We start from the raw sequence: 18863 nt of genomic DNA on the forward strand, positions 1-18863 counted from the left end.
TTTGACACTAGCTATAGGACGTGGCGCCTGCGAACGCCATGGAAGCGCTGCCACATCGCCGCGGCGCGCTCCGGCGCGCTCACCATGGCGGTTTCGTCGGGCAGGGCGCCCAGCAGCGCGTCGTGCTTGACCACCCGGGTGTCCAACACAGCGGGCGCGCCCTCGAGCATGTGCCGGTAGGTCAGGTTGCCGCGTTCGAAGCCCTGGGTGTCCAGCCAGTTGTGCACGCCCGGATCGCGGTGAGCCATTACCAGGCGGATGCGGCCGTCACGGTCGACCTTGGTACGGCTGGGCGTATAGCTCACCGGGCGGTAGAGGTAGTCCATGCTGTTGAAGAAGACTCCCATGTTGGTGAACATCCACAGCCCGTCGTGGGCGTCGAACTCGACGATCAGCGCCTCGTCGGACGCCAGTTCCCAGTACATGTTGGCGGCGGCCCGGCCGCGTTTGTTGTCGGCGGCGGTGGCGCCGACGCGCGGGAACGTGTTGGGGTGCTCGGCGTCGACGCCGCCGTAGTTGAAGGGGAATTCGGGCCAATCCGACATCAGGCCGGTGACGAAATCGCCGGCCCAGCGCATCGCCTCGACCATGTCGGTGGGGGTGGGCAACGGCTTGGGGGATGCCATGTCGACGCGTTCGATGCGCATCTGCGCCGGCGACTCGTCCCAGCGGTCAAACCCCTGGCGGATGAACAGTTTTCGGGACTCCGGTGTGGTGGGCAGCCAGTTCGGGCCGCGTTCGGGACCTCCGAGGTAAAGCTCGAAGCGTCCGTCTTCGCCGACGTCGAGTTGGTGGCCGAGCAGGTTGGCCTCCGGTGCGTCGCCGAATGGCTCGTGCAGGACGCCCGGGCCGAGCGTGCGTCGTCCCTGCACGGTGATGTTGAAGAAGCGAGAGGTGCCGCGAGTGCCGGTGAGCCGGTAAGTGGAGTGTCCGTCGATCCATGCTTGTTGATAGGTGAAGTCGGCGCAGTCCCCACCGAGTTTGCGGGTGGGGCCGCAGAAGGCGTGCAGCACCGGGTAGCCGGGATCGCGTGTCTCGAGCGCCAAATCGAAGGCTTGGCCCAGGTTTTGGGTGAGAAACCGGTACGCGTCGACGCGCTGCGACGCGGCGGCGGGGTTGGCGTCTTTGAACACCTGTCGGCCGGCGCGCTCCAGCTGGGAACAGAATTCGGCCCACGCCGATTGCAGTTTCGCGTCGTCCGGGCCGTCACCGAAACCCATTGTCATGCACCCAATCTGTTCAGCATTGCGCCGACGACGTCGCAGGCGCGCCGCGCGGATTGCAGGCGGCCCTCGGCGTCGATGCGGGGCCCGATCAGTTCCAGGTCGAATCCGTGCGCGTAGCCGCCGGCCAGCGCCTGGGCGACGAACGCTTCGAGCGGAATCGCGCCGTCGCCGGGCACGGCGCGGCCCGGGAGCGCCCGGTCACCGAGCACGTAATCGCTGAGCTGGATGAGCTCGGTTCGTGGCAATGCCCGCTGCAGCATCGCGTCGAGATCGCCTTCCGCCCAGCAGTGGAACAGCTCGATGCAGATTCCAAGTCCGCTCATCTCGGCCAGCGCGACGGTATCGCGCAGGGTATGCGCGAGATGAATGTCGGCGTAGAGGCTCGACGCGTTTTCGATCGCCAGCGCCACCCCCGCCCGCCTTGCGTGCTCGACGCAGGGAGCGATCAACGCGCTGAAGCGATCGGCGGCCTGCGGCCAGGTCAGTGCGCCCCGGCCGCCGGTGAGCATGTAGACCACCCGCGCGCCCACTGCGGCCGCGGCATCGATCACCGCCAGCAGCGCATTCCGCGCCGCGGGCCCGGGTGCGTCAAGTCGGCCACCGCCGAAGATGTGGCACACCGCCTCGACGGTGTAGCTGTTGCACTGCAACAGCTTTGGAAATTGGGGATCGAGCAGCTCGCTGTCCAAGACGCTGAGTCGAGACACGCCGAGGGCAGCCCAATGCTGTGCCACCTCGGCCAGCGGCGCGCCGAGGAAGGTGACGTCGTGAACCGACAGGCGTTTGTGCGGCGCCACCACGTCAGCCCCGGGTCTCGATCTCGACGCCGAATCGCTCACGGAATGGCCGGAATTCGGCGTGCAGCGCATCGAGGTCTTCGCCGATGTCGATCAGCAGCTGGGTGGAGTAGCGGAACTTGCCGTAGCGGTCGCCGCGGTTGTTGGCCAGATAGTGGCGCGCCGCCGATTCTGCCTCGGGCGTGAGCTTGCGTCGGGCGAACTCGTAATACCGCCGGACCGTGGCGATTTGATCGGCGACGAAGTCGGTGTAGCGGATGTGCAGGATGCGCGGATCGTCGACCATGGGGTTGCGCATGGTGTTGGCGACGCCCTCGCGCGTCAACTCCAGATGCATCTTCGCCAGGGCGTGCAGGTCGACGGAACCGACCATGCCTTCGGCGATGTCGGCCATCATCATCGTGCGTGAGGCCGCGACCTGTACCGGGTCCCGGTGCAGCCAGACCAGGGTGGCGTCGGGGTAGGCGTCGAACATCTCCTTGAGCCGGAAGCCGTGAAACCCTTTCAGCACCCAGTATTTTCGTGGTCGTTGGTATTGCAGCTGTTGCAGCATGGCCTTGTGCAGCCGGTACTGCGCGGCCGGGTCGGTGGCCAGACCGCCGACCAGGGACTGCATGGGCACCCGCCACCACGCCGTCGGCGTCATCACCCGGAAGTCGAATGCCCAGGTGCGCTCGTCTTCGGGAAGGCCGTCGCCCAGCATGTCGTTGTAGGGGTGGCTGTGCAGCCACTTCGGCATCTTTGCGTTGATCTCACGCCAGTCCGCGTCGGCGCGCGCCCGGCGGTCGTCGTCGGGTGCGGCCAGCCCCGGCGGCGGGGAGGGATACATCACCTCCCAGAACCGCAGCGCGCGGGCGCGCGGGTCGACGGACATCAGGGCATGCATGAGCGTTGTCCCCGAGCGGGGTTCGCCGGTGACGAACATCGGCGACTCGATCACCTCAGCACCGATCGGGTAGCGGTTGCGGTCTTCGATGAGTTCAAGGCGCGACGTCAGCAGCCATCGACACACCTGCGCGGCTTCGAAGCGGCCGTCGGCATCCATGCCCAGACCGTTGAGGTGGTCGACGGCGACGGCGAAGCGTTCGGGCAGGGTGGGATCGCCGTAGTCGCGCAGCCCGGTCTCTGCCTCGGCGGCGGCGAGCATCTCCGCGGCGTCCAGGCGTGCCGTCACGGCAGGTCTCCGCAGAGCCGCATCAGCTCGTCTTCGGCCGCGCGGACGTTGGCCGCCGACGCCTGCGCGTATTCCACGCCGGCCATCGCGCTGTAGTCGAGGATCTTGGGCACGCGCAGGCCGGCGTCGACGTATGTCTTGACGATCTTGGCGACCTCTTTCGGCGTGCCATGGGGTACGACGGCCAGGACCATCTCGGGTCGTACCCTGCCCAGAAACTCCACGATGCGCTCCCGGGTGAGCACGGCCGGGTCGATGTCCTGGAATCCGCGCCAGCCCTCACCCATGGGGTGTTCGAACCCGAAGTCGCGCAACGTCTTTGCGGAGACCTGCAGCAGAAAGGCCTTGACCAGGGGAGCCCGCAGGATCTCGGCGAGCGCGGCGTCGTCCGCACCGATCAGGCACACCTGAATGAAGCACGGGGTGATCGCCATCGGGTCGCGGCCGGCGCGATCCGCGGATGTCCTTACCGCGGCGAGCATCTGGGCGTAGTGCTCGGGAGTCCAGGCGCCCGCCGGCCACCACCCGTCGGCGTAGCGGCCCGCGATGTCGAGCATTCGTGGGCCGCTGGCGCCGATCCAGATCGGGGGAAGCCGGCCCTCGTAGGGTTCGGTGTCCAGGCGGGCATGATGCAGCGAATAGAACCGGCCGTCGAAGTCGACCGGGCCGTCGCTGCGCCACAGCAACTGGATCACCGCCAGCGCTTCCTCGAAACGGCTGACCGAACGCGAGAAGTCGAAGCCGTAGGGCAGGGTGTTTTCGCCCTCGCCGCTGCCCAGCCCCAGGATGAAACGCCCCTTGGCGAGGTGATCGATGGTCAGCGCCGTCTGCGCGAGCATGGCGGGATGACGGCGCACGGTGTCGACCACGGCGCTGACCAGAGGAACCCGCTCGGTCAGCACGGCCGCCGCGGCCGCCACCGCAAGCCCGTCCAGGTGGCGGTGCGGCGACGGGGAAGCGGTGGCCAGGTCGGTGAACTCGGGTGTCCAGATCGAGTCCGGCCAGAAGCTGACCATGTGATCGGGCAGCCAGATGGAGTGGTACCGGCCGCTGTCGAGTCCCGCGAGCCCGGACAGGTCAAGAGGGAGAGCGGTGCGCAGGAACGCTGCGGGTTGAACGGTCATCGAGACATGATGCTAAGCACCTGCACAGCATCATGTCGATGATTTCCGGATGATGCGTCGAGTGTGGGCCCTGGGTAGGGGATAGCCCCGGAATTCGTCCCCAGGGCCCACGCCCGACGGTAGGAGTCTGTCGAACGTCGGGGCTTAGCCAGAGATGATGAACTCTTCGAGCTGGGTGCGCGCGACGTCGTCGGGCAGCTGCTGCGGCGGGCTCTTCATCAGGTACGCCGATGCCGGGATCACCGGGCCGCCGATGCCGCGGTCCTTCGCGATCTTGGCGGCCCGCACCGCGTCGATGATGACGCCCGCGGAGTTCGGCGAGTCCCAGACCTCGAGCTTGTACTCCAGGTTCAGCGGCACGTCACCGAAGGCGCGGCCTTCCAGCCGCACGTAGGCCCACTTGCGGTCGTCGAGCCAGCCGACGTGGTCGGACGGGCCGATGTGCACGTCGCGCGTCTTGAACTCGCGCTGCACGTTGGAGGTCACGGCCTGCGTCTTGGAGATCTTCTTGGACTCCAGTCGCTCGCGCTCGAGCATGTTGAGGAAGTCCATGTTGCCGCCGACGTTGAGCTGCATGGTGCGGTCCAGCTGCACGCCGCGGTCCTCGAACAGCTTGGCCATCACGCGGTGGGTGATGGTCGCGCCGACCTGGCTCTTGATGTCGTCGCCCACGATCGGCACGCCGGCGTCGGCGAACTTCTTGGCCCACACCGGGTCCGAGGCGATGAACACCGGCAGCGCGTTGACAAACGCCACGCCCGCGTCGATGGCGCACTGGGCGTAGAACTTGTCGGCCTCTTCGGAGCCGACCGGCAGGTAGGAGACCAGGACGTCGACGTTGGCCTCGCGCAGCGCCTGGACCACGTCGACGGCCTCGACGTCGGACACCTCGATGGTGTCGGCGTAGTACTTGCCGATGCCGTCCAGCGTCGGGCCGCGCTGCACCGTCACGTTGGTGGGCGGCACGTCGGCGATCTTGATGGTGTTGTTCTCCGACGCGAAGATCGCCTCGGACAGGTCGAAGCCGACCTTCTTGGCGTCCACGTCGAACGCCGCGACGAACTTCACGTCGCGAACGTGGTACTGACCGAACTTCACGTGCATCAAGCCGGGCACGGTGCTGTTCGCGTCGGCGTCGTAGTAGTACTGCACGCCCTGAACCAGCGAAGACGCGCAGTTACCGACGCCGACAATGGCGACTCGTACCTCCGTCGACGCCTGCGGCGCGTTCTGCTCACTCATATGGGCGTTCTCCTAACCTCTAACCACTGACTGGGATGCTGGGTTCGTGCAGGGATTTACGTTTGCTCGGAGAGGCCGGGCATAGCCCGCTCCGCAGCAATGAGCTCGTTGAGCCACTTGACCTCGCGCTCACTGGACTCGAGCCCCAACTGATGAAGCTGACGGGTGTAGCGGTCGAACGAGCTACTGGCCCGCGCAACCGCTTCGCGCAGGCCTTCCCGTCGTTCCTCGACCTGACGGCGGCGGCCTTCCAGAATGCGCATCCGCGCCTCTGCCGGAGTCCGGTTGAAGAACGCCAGGTGTACCCCGAAGCCGTCGTCGGTGTAGTTGTGCGGACCGGTGTCGGCCACCAGCTCACCGAAGCGCCGACGGCCCTCGTCGGTCAGCTGGTAGACGCGCCGGGCCCGCCGGACCGGCGTTCCGGCCGGGGCGGCATCCTCGGCGATCAACCCCTCGGCCTGCATGCGCCGCAGGGCGGGGTAGAGCGATCCGTACGAAAACGCCCGGAACGCACCGAGGAGACCGGTCAGCCGCTTGCGCAACTCGTAGCCGTGCATCGGCGACTCGATCAGGAGACCCAGGATGGCAAGCTCCAGCAATCGAATCACCTCCCTGAAAAAGATTTGCGTGGCTGGTTACGACGGTTCGACGCCTCGCGCAATCGTATCGTCTCGATATATTAGCCACAACACCACTGACTGTTGGTTTGCCGTTCGTCACAGCGCAGGGTGTGAAATGAGCCGTGAGACCGGGCTTTACGTGGGCAGACTCATCTGTTTGACGGTGCCGTCACCCGCGAAGGCGATATGCCCGCCTCCGTAGTCGCTCGAGACGTACAGCGACAGCGAGAGCGAGCCCGGTGTGGTCGGATCGGTTGCCGGCTCGATGATCAGGTACGTGGATTTCACGTCGGACGGCCTCATGTGCAGCGTTTCGGGGGCGCCGCGCATGATGCCCACGGCCTTCGTCACGTCGAATCTGCTCAGGTCGACGGGAACGGCGGCGTCCGAGGAACTCTTGGCCGAACTGGTCGGATCACCCCACCCGCCGCGGTAGGTATAGGCCAGCATCCGGCGATCGTCGGAGGGGTCCGGGCGGTCCAACACCGCATAGGTCGGGTAGATCACCAACCGATAGCCGACGGTGTCCCCCAGCCGCTTGCGCATCTGCTCGAACAGCCCGGTGAGCCCGCCGACCGAGTGCAGCTGGGTGGGCGGCGTCAGCACCACGGCACTGACGCCGTCGGGCTTGGCCCCCGGGTCGGTGGTGAAGTCCAGCGGCGAGCGTGTGTTCCCGTACAGCCCCCAGCCGATGCCCACGCCCAGCAGCACCGACACGACGAAGGCGGCGGCCGGCACTCCCCAGCCGCCGACTCGCGGCAGCTTGGGGCGCGAGTCGAGGGCGGGCAGTTGCCGCCCGGTGTTGGTCTGCAGATCGGTCACCAGGGCGTGCAGGTCGCCCATCGTCACCGCCTTGGTGGCCGCGCTGACCCGCTCCCGGTGCTCTTCGGCGGAGAGCTCGCCGTCGGCCAGGGCGTCATCGAGGACCGTGCAGGTGTCTTGGCGGTCACTGTCCTTGGCGCGGGTCGTCGTCGTCACCCCGCCTCCCAGCGGTGCCCCGAGCCATTTCGCCACGGGGATGATCGTAGAAGTCCGAGTCCGGTTTGGCGCCGAAACCGCCCCCGATCGCCCGGCACGGACCGCCACGGTTCGGTTGCGTATCACTGGTCGGGATGGCGACGTACTCTGGTGGGCGTGCGACTGCAGCGACAAGTGGTGGACTACGCGCTCCGACGGCGCTCACTGCTGGCCGAGGTGTACTCGGGCCGCACGGGTGTGTCCGAGGTTTGTGACGCGAACCCGTATCTGCTGCGCGCCGCCAAGTTTCACGGGAAACCGAGTCAGGTCATGTGCCCGATCTGCCGCAAGGAGCAGCTGACGCTGGTGTCGTGGGTGTTCGGCGAGCACCTCGGTGCGGTGTCGGGCTCGGCGCGCACGGCCGAAGAACTGGTGATGCTGGCAACCCGCTTCGAGGAGTTCGCCGTCCACGTGGTTGAGGTGTGCCGGACCTGCAGCTGGAACCACCTCGTCAAGTCCTATGTGCTCGGCGCGGCGCGCACGGCACCTCCTCCCAGGGGCACCGGACGCACGCGGACAGCGCGCAACAACGCCCGCACGGCCATTGAATAACGAAGGACGCCACAGCCAGTCGTCCGGTGACCAACGTGGGCCCGCGACTGAGCATGGAGGCAATCAGAGTTCTGACAAGCGCCCGGAGCCCGACCGTCCGGACGCCGGTCGTCGGGATCCCGAACGCCGGGAGGCGCCGCCGACGATCAACCGCCGCCGTAAGGCCCCGCCCGACGATCGGCTGACGACGATCCTGCCGCCGGTCCAAGACGAGCGGACGCCCCGGCGCTCCGACCCCATCGAGGAAGTCAAAGCCGCGCTGGCCGGCCCCCCGTCGACAACCTCACGACGGGACGCGCTCGACGAGGTCAAAGCCGCACTCGACGGCCGGGGTCCGACGCCCGGCAGGCCCGAGCGGGCCGGCCTCGGCGGTGGTCCGCCGGCCGGGCCGCCCCCGCCGCCGCGACGACCGGGACGTCCGGGAGGACCCGCCGGTCCCGGCGGGCTGCCCGTCCCACCCTGGCGAGACTGGGCCTGGACCGAGCAGATCAACTGGCTGTGGGTCCGGCGCGGGGCGTACATCTGCGCGGCGGTGCTGGTGCTGTTGCCGATCGTCACGTTCGCGATGGCCTACTTCATCGTCGACATCCCCAAGCCGGGTGACCTTCGCACCAACCAGGTTTCGACGATCCTGGCCAGCGACGGCTCGGAGATAGCCAAGATCATCCCGCCGGAGGGCAATAGGGTCGACGTCAACATCAACCAAGTTCCCGTGCATGTGCGCCAGGCGGTGATTGCCGCCGAAGACCGCAACTTCTACTCCAACCCGGGGTTCGATTTCAGCGGTTTCGTGCGCGCGGTGAACAACAACCTCTTCGGCAGCGGTGATCTGCAGGGCGGGTCGACGATCACCCAGCAGTATGTGAAGAACGCGCTGGTCGGTTCGGCCCAGCACGGAGTCAGCGGCCTGATGCGCAAGGCCAAGGAACTCGTCATCGCCACCAAGATGTCGGGGGAGTGGTCGAAAGACGATGTGCTGCAGGCGTATCTGAACATCATCTACTTCGGGCGGGGCGCCTACGGGATTTCGGCCGCCGCCAAGGCCTACTTCAACAAACCCGTCGAGCAGCTCACGGTTTCCGAGGGCGCACTGCTGGCGGCGCTGATCCGGCGGCCGTCGTCACTGGACCCGGCGATCGATCCGCAGGGCGCCCGTGCCCGCTGGGCGTGGGTGCTCGACGGCATGGTGGAAACCAAGGCGCTGTCTCCGAGTGATCGTTCGGCGCAGGAGTTCCCGCCGACCGTGCCGCCGGATCAGGCGCGCGCGCAGAACCAGACGACCGGGCCCAACGGGCTGATCGAGCGTCAGGTGACCAAAGAGTTGATGGAGTTGTTCAACATCGACGAGCGGACCCTGAACACCCAGGGCCTGCAGGTCACCACCACCATCGACCCGAAGGCCCAGCAGGCGGCGGAAAAAGCGGTGTCGAAGTACCTCGACGGCCAAGACCCCGACATGCGTTCGGCCGCAGTCTCGGTCGACCCGCACGACGGCGCGATACGCGCCTACTTCGGCGGCGCCGACGCCTTCGGTTTCGACTTCGCTCAGGCCGGCCTGCAGACCGGGTCGTCGTTCAAAGTGTTCGCATTGGTCGCCGCGCTCGAGCAGGGCATCGGCCTGGGTTATCAGGTCGACAGCTCCCCGTTGACGGTCGACGGCATCAAGATCACCAACGTCGAGGGCGAAAGCTGCGGGACCTGCAACCTCGCCCAGGCGCTCAAGATGTCGCTGAACACCTCGTACTACCGGCTGATGCTCAAGCTCAAGGGCGGACCGCAGGCCGTCGCGGACGCGGCGCACCAAGCCGGCGTCGCGACCAGCTTCCCCGGCGTCGCCCACACCCTGTCCGAGGACGGCAAGGGCGGACCACCGAACAACGGAATTGTGCTGGGCCAGTACCAAACCCGAGTGTTCGACATGGCCTCGGCCTATGCCACGCTGGCGGCTTCCGGCGTCTACCACCGCCCGCACTTCGTGCAAAAGGTCGTCAACTCCGACGGTCAGGTCCTGTTCGACGCCGCCAACTCCGACAACAAGGACGAGCAGCGCGTCCCCAAGGCCGTCGCGGACAACGTCACCGCGGCCATGGCACCGATCGCGGCCTACTCCCGCGGCCACGCCCTGTCCGGCGGTCGGCCGTCCGCGGCCAAGACCGGCACCACCCAGCTCGGTGACACCAACTCCAACAAGGACGCCTGGATGGTCGGCTACACGCCGTCCCTGTCGACGGCAGTGTGGGTGGGCACGGCCAAAGGCGATAGCCCGCTGGTAACGGCTTCGGGCGGACCGGTCTACGGCTCGGGGCTGCCGTCGGACATCTGGAAGTCCACCATGGACGGCGCGCTGAAGGGCACGTCCAACGAGTCGTTCCCGAAGCCGACCGAAATCGGCGGCTACGCGGGTGTCCCGGCGCCGCCGCCTCCGCCGCCGGCACCTTCGGTGACCGTCATTCAGCCCACCATCGAAGTGGCGCCAGGCATTACCATCCCGGTCGGCCCGCCGACGACGGTCACCAACGCGCCGCCAGCGCCCGGCGGCCCGCCGGGTGGCCCGGAGCCGGGCGGCACTCCTGGTGGCCCGTTTGGTGGCCCGCCGTTTGGTGGCCCGCCGGGTGGTGGCGTCCCGCCGGGTGGACCCCAAGCGCCGCCACCGCCACCGTGACCGACGCCGCGGAGCACGGCGCGACCACCTCGCCGCAGCGGCTCGCCGCGGATCTGCGCAGCGCCGACAACCGAGACTGCCCGAGCCGCACCGACTTTCTGGGTGCCGCGCTCGCGGACGTCGTCGGAGGACCGGTCGGCCGGCACGCGCTCATCGGCCGCTCCCGGCTGATGACCCCGCTGCGGGTGATGTTCTTGATCGCCCTGGTATTCCTGGCGCTCGGCTGGTCGACGAAGGCGGCCTGCCTGCAGAGCAAGGGCACCGGCACCGCGGATCAGCGGGTGGCCAACTGGGACAACCAGCGCGCCTACTACGAGCTCTGCTACTCCGACACCGTGCCGCTCTACGGCGCAGAGTTGTTGAGCCAGGGCAAGTTTCCGTACAAGTCGAGCTGGGTCGAGACCGACTCGACCGGCGCCCAGCAGATTCGCTACGACGGCCAGCCCGCGGTGCGCTACATGGAGTATCCGGTGCTTACCGGGATCTATCAGTACGTGTCGATGGCCCTGGCCAAGACCTACACCGCGGTGAGCAAGCTCGCCCCGCTTCCGGTGGTCGCCGAGGTGGTGATGTTCTTCGATGTCGCGGCTTTCGGCCTGGCGTTGGCCTGGCTGGCCACCGTCTGGGCGAGCGCCGGCCTGGCCGGGCGGCGGATCTGGGATGCGGCCCTGGTGGCCGGCTCCCCGATACTGATCTTTCAAATATTCACCAACTTCGACGCGCTGGCAACGGCTTTCGCGATGGCCGGGCTGCTGGCCTGGGCGCGACGAAAACCGGTGCTGGCCGGGGTGCTGATCGGATTGGGTGCCGCGGCGAAGCTGTATCCGTTGCTGTTCTTGGGCCCGATGCTGCTGCTCGGACTCCGGACCGGACGTCTGCGTGCGTGGGCCCGCACCGCGGTGGCGGCGGGGGTGACCTGGCTGCTGGTGAACCTGCCCGTGCTGGTGTTCTTTCCGCGCGGCTGGTCGGAGTTCTTCCGGCTCAACACGCGTCGCGGCGACGACATGGACTCGGTGTACAACGTCATCAAGTCGTTCACCGGCTGGCGAGGGTTCGATCCCAAGCTCGGGTTCTGGCAGCCGCCGACGGTGCTCAACACCGTCGTCGCGGTGCTGTTCGTGGCGTGTTGTGCGGCAATCGCATTCATCGTGCTGACCGCCCCGCAACGGCCACGGGTGGCGCAGCTGCTGTTCTTGGTGGTCGCCGCTTTCCTGCTGACCAACAAGGTGTGGAGCCCGCAGTTCTCGCTGTGGCTGGTGCCGCTGGCGGTGCTCGCACTGCCGCATCGCCGGCTACTGCTGGCATGGATGACCGTCGACGCCCTGGTGTGGGTGCCGCGGATGTATTACCTGTACGGCAACCCCAACCGTTCGCTGCCCGCACAGTTCTTCACCACGACCGTGCTGCTGCGGGATGTCGCGGTTATCGTGTTGTGCGCGTTGGTGATTCGCCAGATCTACCGGCCCGGTGAGGATTTGGTGCGCTGGGGCGGCCGGGTGGACGATCCGGCGGGCGGGCCGTTCGACCGCGCACCCGACGCGCCACCAGGGTGGGTGCCGGACTGGCTGCGACCGGTTGGTTCGCGCCGCTCGAGCGTCCCGGAATCCCACGACGCCGACGAGCAACCCGCGGTGGCCGGCGGAGTCGCGCCGACGCCATGACGCAGGTCGCGATCCCGGTCTTCCCGCGATTCACCGCACTCGACGCGGTGGGTCCTTACGAGGTGCTGCAACGCATTCCGTCGATCGACGTCGTGTTCGTCGGGCACCAGCGCGGTGAGGTGCGGACCGAGAACGGGATGCTCGGTGTCAGCTGCGACGCCACCTTCGACGAGGTGGACACACCCGATGTGGTGGTGTTCCCCGGCGGCATCGGCACCCGGCAGCTCATCCACGACGAGGCCATCCGGGCCTGGCTGCAAGCGGTACACCCCAACACGACGTTCACCACCTCGGTGTGCACGGGTGCTCTGCTCCTGGCCGCGGCCGGTCTGCTGGACGGGCTCACCGCCACCACCCATTGGCGGGCCGCCGACCTGCTCAACCACTTGGGGGCCCGCTACGTGCCGGGGCGAGTCGTCGAGCATTTGCCGCAGCGGATCATCACGGCCGCCGGGGTGTCCAGCGGCATCGACATGGCCCTACGCCTGGTGGAGCTGCTCGTCGATCGCGAGGCCGCGCAGGCGGCTCAGCTGCTCATCGAATACGACCCGCAGCCGCCGTTCGACTCGGGCGCGCTCGCCAAGGCCGATCCCGCGACGGTGGCGAGGGCCGAGGAATACTTGGCCGCCCGACAGTAGTGCGGTTGCCCAATCGGCCGGATTTTTCTGGTCAGTCCGCTATCCGGTACCCTGATGCGGTTGCCGACGCAGGCGACCCTCCTGCCACGGAACGTCCGTGGCCGCACAGACCAGAGGAGGTGGTGAGGTTTCCATGCGTCCATACGAAATCATGGTCATTCTTGACCCCACGCTCGACGAGCGCACCGTTGCCCCGTCCTTGGAGACGTTCCTCAACGTCGTCCGCAAGGATGGTGGATCCGTCGACAAGGTCGACATCTGGGGCCGGCGCCGTCTGGCCTACGAGATCGCCAAGCACGCCGAAGGCATCTACGTCGTCGTCGACCTGAAGGCCGAACCGGCGACGGTGTCCGAGCTCGACCGCCAGCTGAGCCTTAACGAGTCGGTACTGCGCACCAAGGTGATGCGCACCGACAAGCACTAACAGCCTTGGCTGCGTCGCGTGCTTCTCGTCGGCGCACCTGCTTAGGCTGTGGAGAGCTCAGCGAAAGTACGCTCATGACACCCACCACCCGAGCGGCGAGGAACAGGCTGGAACGAGGAGGAAACTGTGGCTGGTGACACCACTATCACCGTTGTCGGAAACCTGACCGCCGACCCCGAATTGCGGTTCACCCCGTCGGGTGCCGCCGTCGCGAACTTCACCGTGGCGTCGACCCCCCGGATCTATGACCGCCAGAGCGGGGAATGGAAAGACGGTGAGGCGCTGTTCCTGCGGTGCAACATCTGGCGGGAAGCCGCCGAGAATGTCGCGGAAAGCCTCACGCGTGGTGCCCGGGTAATAGTCACGGGCCGGCTCAAGCAGCGCTCTTTTGAGACTCGTGAAGGTGAGAAGCGCACCGTCTTCGAGGTCGAGGTCGACGAGATCGGCCCCTCGCTGCGGTATGCCACGGCCAAGGTCAACAAGGCCAGCCGCAGCGGCGGTGGTGGCGGCGGCTTCGGCGGTGGCGGTGGTGGCGGATCCCGCCAGCAGTCGGCACCGGCGAGCAGCGCGCCCGCCGACGACCCGTGGGGCAGTGCCCCCGCATCGGGCTCATTCGGCGGCGGGGACGACGAACCGCCCTTCTGATTCGAAGAAACTTCAGTAATAGAGAACGGAAAGAAAAACAGACATGGCCAAGTCCAACAAGCGGCGGCCGGCTCCGGAAAAGCCGGTCAAGGCACGGAAATGTGTCTTCTGCGCCAAGAAGGATCAAGCGATCGACTACAAGGACACCGCGCTGCTGCGTACGTACATCAGCGAGCGCGGCAAGATCCGTGCGCGTCGCGTCACCGGCAATTGCGTGCAGCACCAGCGCGACATCGCCATCGCGGTGAAGAACGCTCGCGAAGTGGCGCTGCTGCCCTTTACCTCCTCGGCGCGATAGTCGCCGCAGGCCTACCGAAAGTACGAAACGATGAAGCTGATTCTGACGGCTGACGTCGACCACCTTGGAACCGTCGGCGACACTGTCGAGGTCAAGGACGGTTACGGCCGTAACTTCCTGCTCCCGCGCGGCTTGGCGATCGTGGCCTCACGCGGCGCGCAGAGGCAGGCCGACGATATCCGCCGCGCCCGCGAAACCAAGGCGGTCCGCGACCTCGGGCATGCCAACGAACTCAAGACGGCGATCGAGGCGCTCGGCCCGGTCTCGCTGCCGGTGAAGACCGCGGCCGATTCCGGAAAGCTGTTCGGCTCGGTGACGGCCGGCGACGTCGTCGCGGCGATCAAGAAGGCGGGCGGCCCCAACCTGGACAAGCGGATCGTGCGGTTGCCGAAATCGCACATCAAGGCCGTCGGGACCCACCCGGTAGCGGTGCACCTGCACCCCGAGGTCGACGTCGAGGTCGCGCTCGAGGTCGTCGCGCAGAGCTAAGCGCCCAACATTTGCTCGGAGTCCGGCGGTGGCCTGATCGGCCGCCGCCGGGCGTCGTTGTGCTGCGGACACGCGGCCACACTCCGCTGGCAGCGATCGCGGACGTGCTCCCTGGCGAACTATTTCTGGGGTGTATTTCGCCGGGGTGCTTTACCGGCCCGTAACGCTGGGAAAACACGGCCGAAAGCCAACACGCCCGGCGCAGTAACCTGGCCCGACACGCCGTAGAGATTCTTGTCCACACGAATTCCATGCCGTTGTATGGCCCGTATCTGCACTGATGTCCTAGCCGTTTGCATTAATCCACAGGTTCTCCACACCCCGCTCAACACAGGTGTCGACGGATATGCACACACGATGCACAGCTTCATGAACAGCACCCCCTTTGCGTACTAGCCAGCAACGTTTAACGTCGTCCCGGCGCCGGGCGTGCGGGTGCTCTGGGGCGCAGGTTGTCAGCACCTTGACTTACGCTCGATGTCGACTATCGAATGTATGTTCGGATGCGTGAGTCAGGGGAGGAGGGAATCCGTGGCGGTCGTCGATGACTTGGCGTCGGGCATGGATTCCTCGCCGCCAAGCGAGGACTTCGGCCGGCAGCCACCGCAGGACCTGGCGGCCGAGCAGGCGGTGCTGGGCGGCATGCTGCTGAGCAAGGACGCCATCGCCGACGTGCTGGAACGGTTGCGGCCCGGCGACTTCTACCGCCCCGCTCACCAGAACGTCTACGACGCCATCCTCGACCTCTACGGGCGTGGCGAGCCGGCCGACGCCGTGACGGTCGCCGCGGAGCTGGATCGCCGCAACCTGCTGCGCCGCATCGGCGGGGCACCGTATCTGCACACGCTTATCTCGACGGTGCCGACCGCGGCCAACGCGAGCTACTACGCGACCATCGTGGCCGAGAAGGCGCTCCTGCGGCGCCTCGTGGAGGCCGGCACGCGGGTCGTGCAGTACGGGTACGCGGGCGCCGAGGGTGCCGACGTGGCCGAGGTGGTCGACCGCGCGCAGGCCGAAATCTACGAGGTGGCCGAGCGCCGGACGTCGGAGGATTTCGTTCCGCTCGAGGACCTGCTGCAGCCGACCATGGACGAGATCGACGCCATCGCGTCGAACGGCGGCGTCGCGCGCGGCGTGCCGACCGGTTTCACCGAGCTCGACGAGGTGACCAACGGCCTGCACGCCGGGCAGATGATCATCGTGGCGGCCCGGCCTGGCGTCGGGAAGGCGCTCGCGTTGGACACACCGCTGCCCACGCCGACGGGGTGGACGACAATGCGCGATGTCGCGGTCGGCGATGAGTTGCTTGGTGCGGACGGACGGCCGACCCGGGTGGTGGCCGCCACCGACGTGATGTTGGACCGGCCATGCTACGAGGTCGAGTTCTCCGACGGGACGGTGATAGTCGCCGACGCGGAGCATCAGTGGCTGACCGATACCCGCGCCTCCCGGAAGTCAGCACAGGCTGCCGCGGTGGGCTACAACCGCACCAAGAATCAGCGCACCTTTGCCGCAGTGCGCACGACGGCCGAGATCGCCGGAACACTGCGTTGCGACACTCTGGACCGGCGACTGAACCACAGCGTGGTCAACGCACGTGCACTTGACCTGCCGGATGGCGAATTACCGGTTCCCGCATATACTCTCGGTGCCTGGCTGGGGGATGGCACCAGTGCGTCCGCTCAGGTCACCACGGCCGATCCTGAAATCGTCATGCGGATCGAAGCGGACGGGCTCGTCGCGGTTCCGTCGAGCTCCGCTCGATACCGTTATTACCTACGCCTACCTGCAGAGGCCGAGCCGGCTCCGCGCGCTTGCGTGGTGTGCGGCAAGTCGTTCGTTCCCTATACCAGTCAGGTGCGGACCTGTGGACGCTCCTGCGGTGGCCGCGCGCGGTTTATCTCTGCTCCGATGCCGAGCCCAACCTGCGTGCGTTGTGGGGGACCGTCGTGCGGGCTGCGGTTGTGCCAGAGCTGCCATTCCGCTGTGGGGACGTTGCAGGCGCGACTGCGCTCCCTGGGGGTGCTTGGTAATAAGCACATTCCGATGGAATACCTGCGGGGGTCTGAGACCCAGCGGCGCGCTCTGCTTGCGGGCCTGCTCGACACCGACGGAACGGTGACGGCGGGCGGGGCCGTCCAATTCTCCGTCACTAACCAGCGGCTGGCGTCGGATGTCACTGAACTAGTCGTGAGCCTCGGCTATCGCTGCCAGACCTCGACGAAGCGGATGAGGGGCCGCGACGAGTCGTCCAGCATCGCTTACACGCTGACGTTCTCCACCGACGACACGGTGTTCGGCTTGCAGCGGAAAGTACTGGTGCATAAGGAGCGTCGGGCAGCCGTCAACACACAACGCTCCGGGTCTCGCTTCGTCGTGGACGTCCGGCCAATCGAGTCGGTACCGGTGCGCTGTGTTGAGGTGGACAACGACAGCCACATGTACCTGGCGAGCAAGGCAATGGTCCCCACGCATAACTCCACCCTCGGGTTGGACTTCCTGCGGTCGTGCTCGATCAAGCACCGGATGGCCAGCGTCATCTTCTCGCTGGAGATGAGCAAGTCCGAGATCGTCATGCGGCTGCTGTCGGCGGAAGCGAAGATTAAGCTCGCCGATATGCGGTCAGGCCGCATGAGCGACGAGGACTGGACGCGGCTGGCGCGGCGGATGAGCGAAATCAGCGAGGCGCCGCTGTATATCGACGACTCGCCCAACCTGACGATGATGGAGATCCGCGCCAAGGCGCGCCGGCTACGGCAGAAATCCGACCTGCGTCTGGTCGTCGTCGACTATCTGCAGCTGATGTCGTCGGGTAAGAAGGTTGAGTCACGCCAGCTCGAGGTCTCCGAATTCTCGCGCCACCTCAAGCTTTTGGCCAAGGAACTCGAGGTCCCCGTCGTCGCGATCAGCCAGCTGAACCGCGGTCCCGAGCAGCGCACCGACAAGAAGCCGATGCTCTCGGACCTCCGTGAGTCGGGATCGCTGGAGCAGGACGCCGACATGGTGATCCTGCTGAACCGGCCGGATGCGTTCGAGCGCGACGATCCGCGCGGGGGAGAGGCAGACTTCATTCTCGCCAAACACCGCAACGGCCCCACCAAGACGGTCACCGTCGCGCACCAGCTGCACCTGTCGCGCTTCACCAACATGGCGCGATAGGGGTCGCGCAGTGTGGCTTCTCAAGTTTGATGTCCAATTCTCATATCAAATGTCCATCTGATGTCCAATTGGACATTTCGATGAGAATTGTAGGTTCCCAGATCCGATGTCGCTTTCTCATTTGATTTGCCGTCCGAATGTCGCTTGCGACATGAAAGCGAGAAGAGCCATCCTCCACTAGCCACGGAGCGGAGAGCGGTGGAGATGAGACCGCCGTGTCGGAATAGTGGTCGGCGACGTCAGAGGGCGACTGTTTCACTTCGCTGGGACGAGTGGTCGAAGCCGCAGGTCCAGATTCGAGCTGTATCTGGTTGGCCCCGATTCAGCCCAGAAGATCAGGACCCCATCGTCGCGAACTTTTGGGGCGACGCTGTTTGCACCCTCGGTCTCTAGCGTCTTCGGCATGTCTAACCCCAGGCCTGACAAGGACCCGTTACTGCCTCTTCGCTCGGTAGTGGTGCTGCTGTTCGCGATGCTCATTGGCAGCGCCGCCGGCGGATTGACCTACCTCAGCAGCGGCCACAACATGGCTGTGGCGATCATCGCAGCCGGCACCGCCTTCGCCGGCGCGGTGATCTGGCTGGACACCGTGATTGCCCCCTGAAAAGCGAATCCGCAGGGAACGAAACCGCGCAAAATTGTCGTAACTAGTACATGGCAATCACCACGACAGGCTCTGCGACAACCACCATGCCTGACCCAGATGACGGTATCGACACCTCGCATGATGGCGACGAGGACCGCTACGAGGTGCTCCTCCATCCTGACGACGAGATGGCCGGGCCCCGAGTGGTATCCGCGGCTGATGAACATGTCGGCGGCCTTCATGTTCCGCGCCGTGATCCGACCGGACGTCCCGGCTAGCCCCGAGTACGTCACGATCCCGATGCAGGCCGCCGACCGCGAGGCGAGGCTGACCAAGCAGCTCGCTGTGTCGAAATGGAACACGCTTTGGGAGGCTGCCCAGTACCGCCGGCGTTTCTTCACCGACGACGAGTGCCCACCGGAGATGCCCAAGATCATCGACCAGGGTGACATAAACGTGGTCTTCGTCCCCCGGCACCAAGACCCGCTACTTCGAGTACGCCCCGCTGTTTCACCTGCTGCCGCGCCGTACCCTGGAACGGTTCGGGTT

17 protein-coding genes are annotated in these 18863 nt (G+C 66.5%); 10 read left to right on the forward strand and 7 right to left on the reverse strand.

Annotated elements, in window-relative coordinates; translation table 11 throughout:
• Positions 1 to 11: 11 nt before the first annotated feature.
• The 7 genes from A5708_RS15650 to A5708_RS15680 form a co-directional block, all read right to left on the reverse strand.
• Entirely contained in the window at positions 12 to 1220 is a 1209-nt protein-coding gene (locus A5708_RS15650; RefSeq protein WP_065029495.1) for a DUF1214 domain-containing protein, read from the reverse strand.
• A 2-nt stretch (positions 1221 to 1222) separates the two neighbouring features.
• Positions 1223 to 2026, reverse strand: coding sequence for a sugar phosphate isomerase/epimerase family protein (locus tag A5708_RS15655; RefSeq protein ID WP_065029496.1), 804 nt, complete (start codon positions 2024 to 2026; stop codon positions 1223 to 1225).
• A gap of 1 nt (position 2027) precedes the next feature.
• On the reverse strand, positions 2028 to 3197 hold the full coding sequence (locus A5708_RS15660) for a sulfotransferase family protein (protein ID WP_065029497.1): 1170 nt from the start codon (positions 3195 to 3197) through the stop codon (positions 2028 to 2030).
• Positions 3194 to 4321, reverse strand: a complete 1128-nt coding sequence (locus A5708_RS15665; protein ID WP_065029498.1) for an LLM class flavin-dependent oxidoreductase — start codon at positions 4319 to 4321, stop codon at positions 3194 to 3196. The genes A5708_RS15660 and A5708_RS15665 overlap by 4 nt, the downstream gene beginning before the upstream one ends.
• Positions 4322 to 4465: 144 nt before the next feature.
• Positions 4466 to 5563 carry an inositol-3-phosphate synthase gene (locus tag A5708_RS15670; RefSeq protein WP_064953519.1) on the reverse strand — a complete coding sequence of 366 codons (1098 nt, stop codon included), beginning with the start codon at positions 5561 to 5563 and terminating at the stop codon, positions 4466 to 4468.
• Between the two features lie 56 nt (positions 5564 to 5619).
• A complete protein-coding gene (locus A5708_RS15675) occupies positions 5620 to 6162 on the reverse strand; it encodes a PadR family transcriptional regulator (protein WP_003874738.1) in 543 nt (180 codons plus the stop codon).
• Positions 6163 to 6318: 156 nt separating this feature from the next.
• Positions 6319 to 7197, reverse strand: a complete 879-nt coding sequence (locus A5708_RS15680) for a DUF1707 SHOCT-like domain-containing protein (RefSeq protein WP_065029499.1) — start codon at positions 7195 to 7197, stop codon at positions 6319 to 6321.
• 120 nt (positions 7198 to 7317) lie between these two features.
• On the opposite strand from A5708_RS15680, the gene A5708_RS15685 reads away from it, so the two are divergent.
• The 10 genes from A5708_RS15685 to A5708_RS26875 all read left to right on the forward strand — a co-directional run bounded on the left by A5708_RS15685 (position 7318) and on the right by A5708_RS26875 (position 18332).
• Positions 7318 to 7752: a DUF5318 family protein gene (locus A5708_RS15685; RefSeq protein WP_065029591.1), complete on the forward strand. Its 435-nt coding sequence runs from the start codon at positions 7318 to 7320 to the stop codon at positions 7750 to 7752.
• Positions 7753 to 7897: 145 nt separating this feature from the next.
• The gene (locus A5708_RS15690; protein ID WP_081292979.1) at positions 7898 to 10414 is read left to right on the forward strand and encodes a transglycosylase domain-containing protein; all 2517 of its coding nucleotides are present in this window, start codon (positions 7898 to 7900) and stop codon (positions 10412 to 10414) included.
• Positions 10411 to 12075, forward strand: a complete 1665-nt coding sequence (locus A5708_RS15695) for a glycosyltransferase family 87 protein (RefSeq protein WP_065029501.1) — start codon at positions 10411 to 10413, stop codon at positions 12073 to 12075. Before A5708_RS15690 ends, A5708_RS15695 begins: the two co-directional genes overlap by 4 nt.
• Entirely contained in the window at positions 12072 to 12713 is a 642-nt protein-coding gene (locus tag A5708_RS15700; protein ID WP_065029502.1) for a DJ-1/PfpI family protein, read from the forward strand. Before A5708_RS15695 ends, A5708_RS15700 begins: the two co-directional genes overlap by 4 nt.
• Positions 12714 to 12846: 133 nt before the next feature.
• The gene (gene rpsF, locus A5708_RS15705) at positions 12847 to 13137 is read left to right on the forward strand and encodes a 30S ribosomal protein S6 (RefSeq protein WP_007771721.1); all 291 of its coding nucleotides are present in this window, start codon (positions 12847 to 12849) and stop codon (positions 13135 to 13137) included.
• A gap of 126 nt (positions 13138 to 13263) precedes the next feature.
• Positions 13264 to 13782, forward strand: a complete 519-nt coding sequence (locus A5708_RS15710; RefSeq protein ID WP_065029503.1) for a single-stranded DNA-binding protein — start codon at positions 13264 to 13266, stop codon at positions 13780 to 13782.
• A 43-nt stretch (positions 13783 to 13825) separates the two neighbouring features.
• The gene (gene rpsR, locus A5708_RS15715; RefSeq protein WP_003874730.1) at positions 13826 to 14080 is read left to right on the forward strand and encodes a 30S ribosomal protein S18; all 255 of its coding nucleotides are present in this window, start codon (positions 13826 to 13828) and stop codon (positions 14078 to 14080) included.
• Between the two features lie 30 nt (positions 14081 to 14110).
• Positions 14111 to 14569, forward strand: coding sequence for a 50S ribosomal protein L9 (gene rplI / locus A5708_RS15720; RefSeq protein WP_065029504.1), 459 nt, complete (start codon positions 14111 to 14113; stop codon positions 14567 to 14569).
• A 531-nt stretch (positions 14570 to 15100) separates the two neighbouring features.
• The gene (gene dnaB / locus A5708_RS15725; protein WP_065029505.1) at positions 15101 to 17728 is read left to right on the forward strand and encodes a replicative DNA helicase; all 2628 of its coding nucleotides are present in this window, start codon (positions 15101 to 15103) and stop codon (positions 17726 to 17728) included.
• A 403-nt stretch (positions 17729 to 18131) separates the two neighbouring features.
• Positions 18132 to 18332 (forward strand): hypothetical protein, encoded by a 201-nt coding sequence (locus A5708_RS26875; RefSeq protein WP_155766038.1) that lies wholly within the window; start codon positions 18132 to 18134, stop codon positions 18330 to 18332.
• Positions 18333 to 18863: the final 531 nt, after the last annotated feature.

The organism is Mycobacterium colombiense, from assembly GCF_001672755.1.
GTDB lineage: Bacteria > Actinomycetota > Actinomycetes > Mycobacteriales > Mycobacteriaceae > Mycobacterium > Mycobacterium colombiense_C.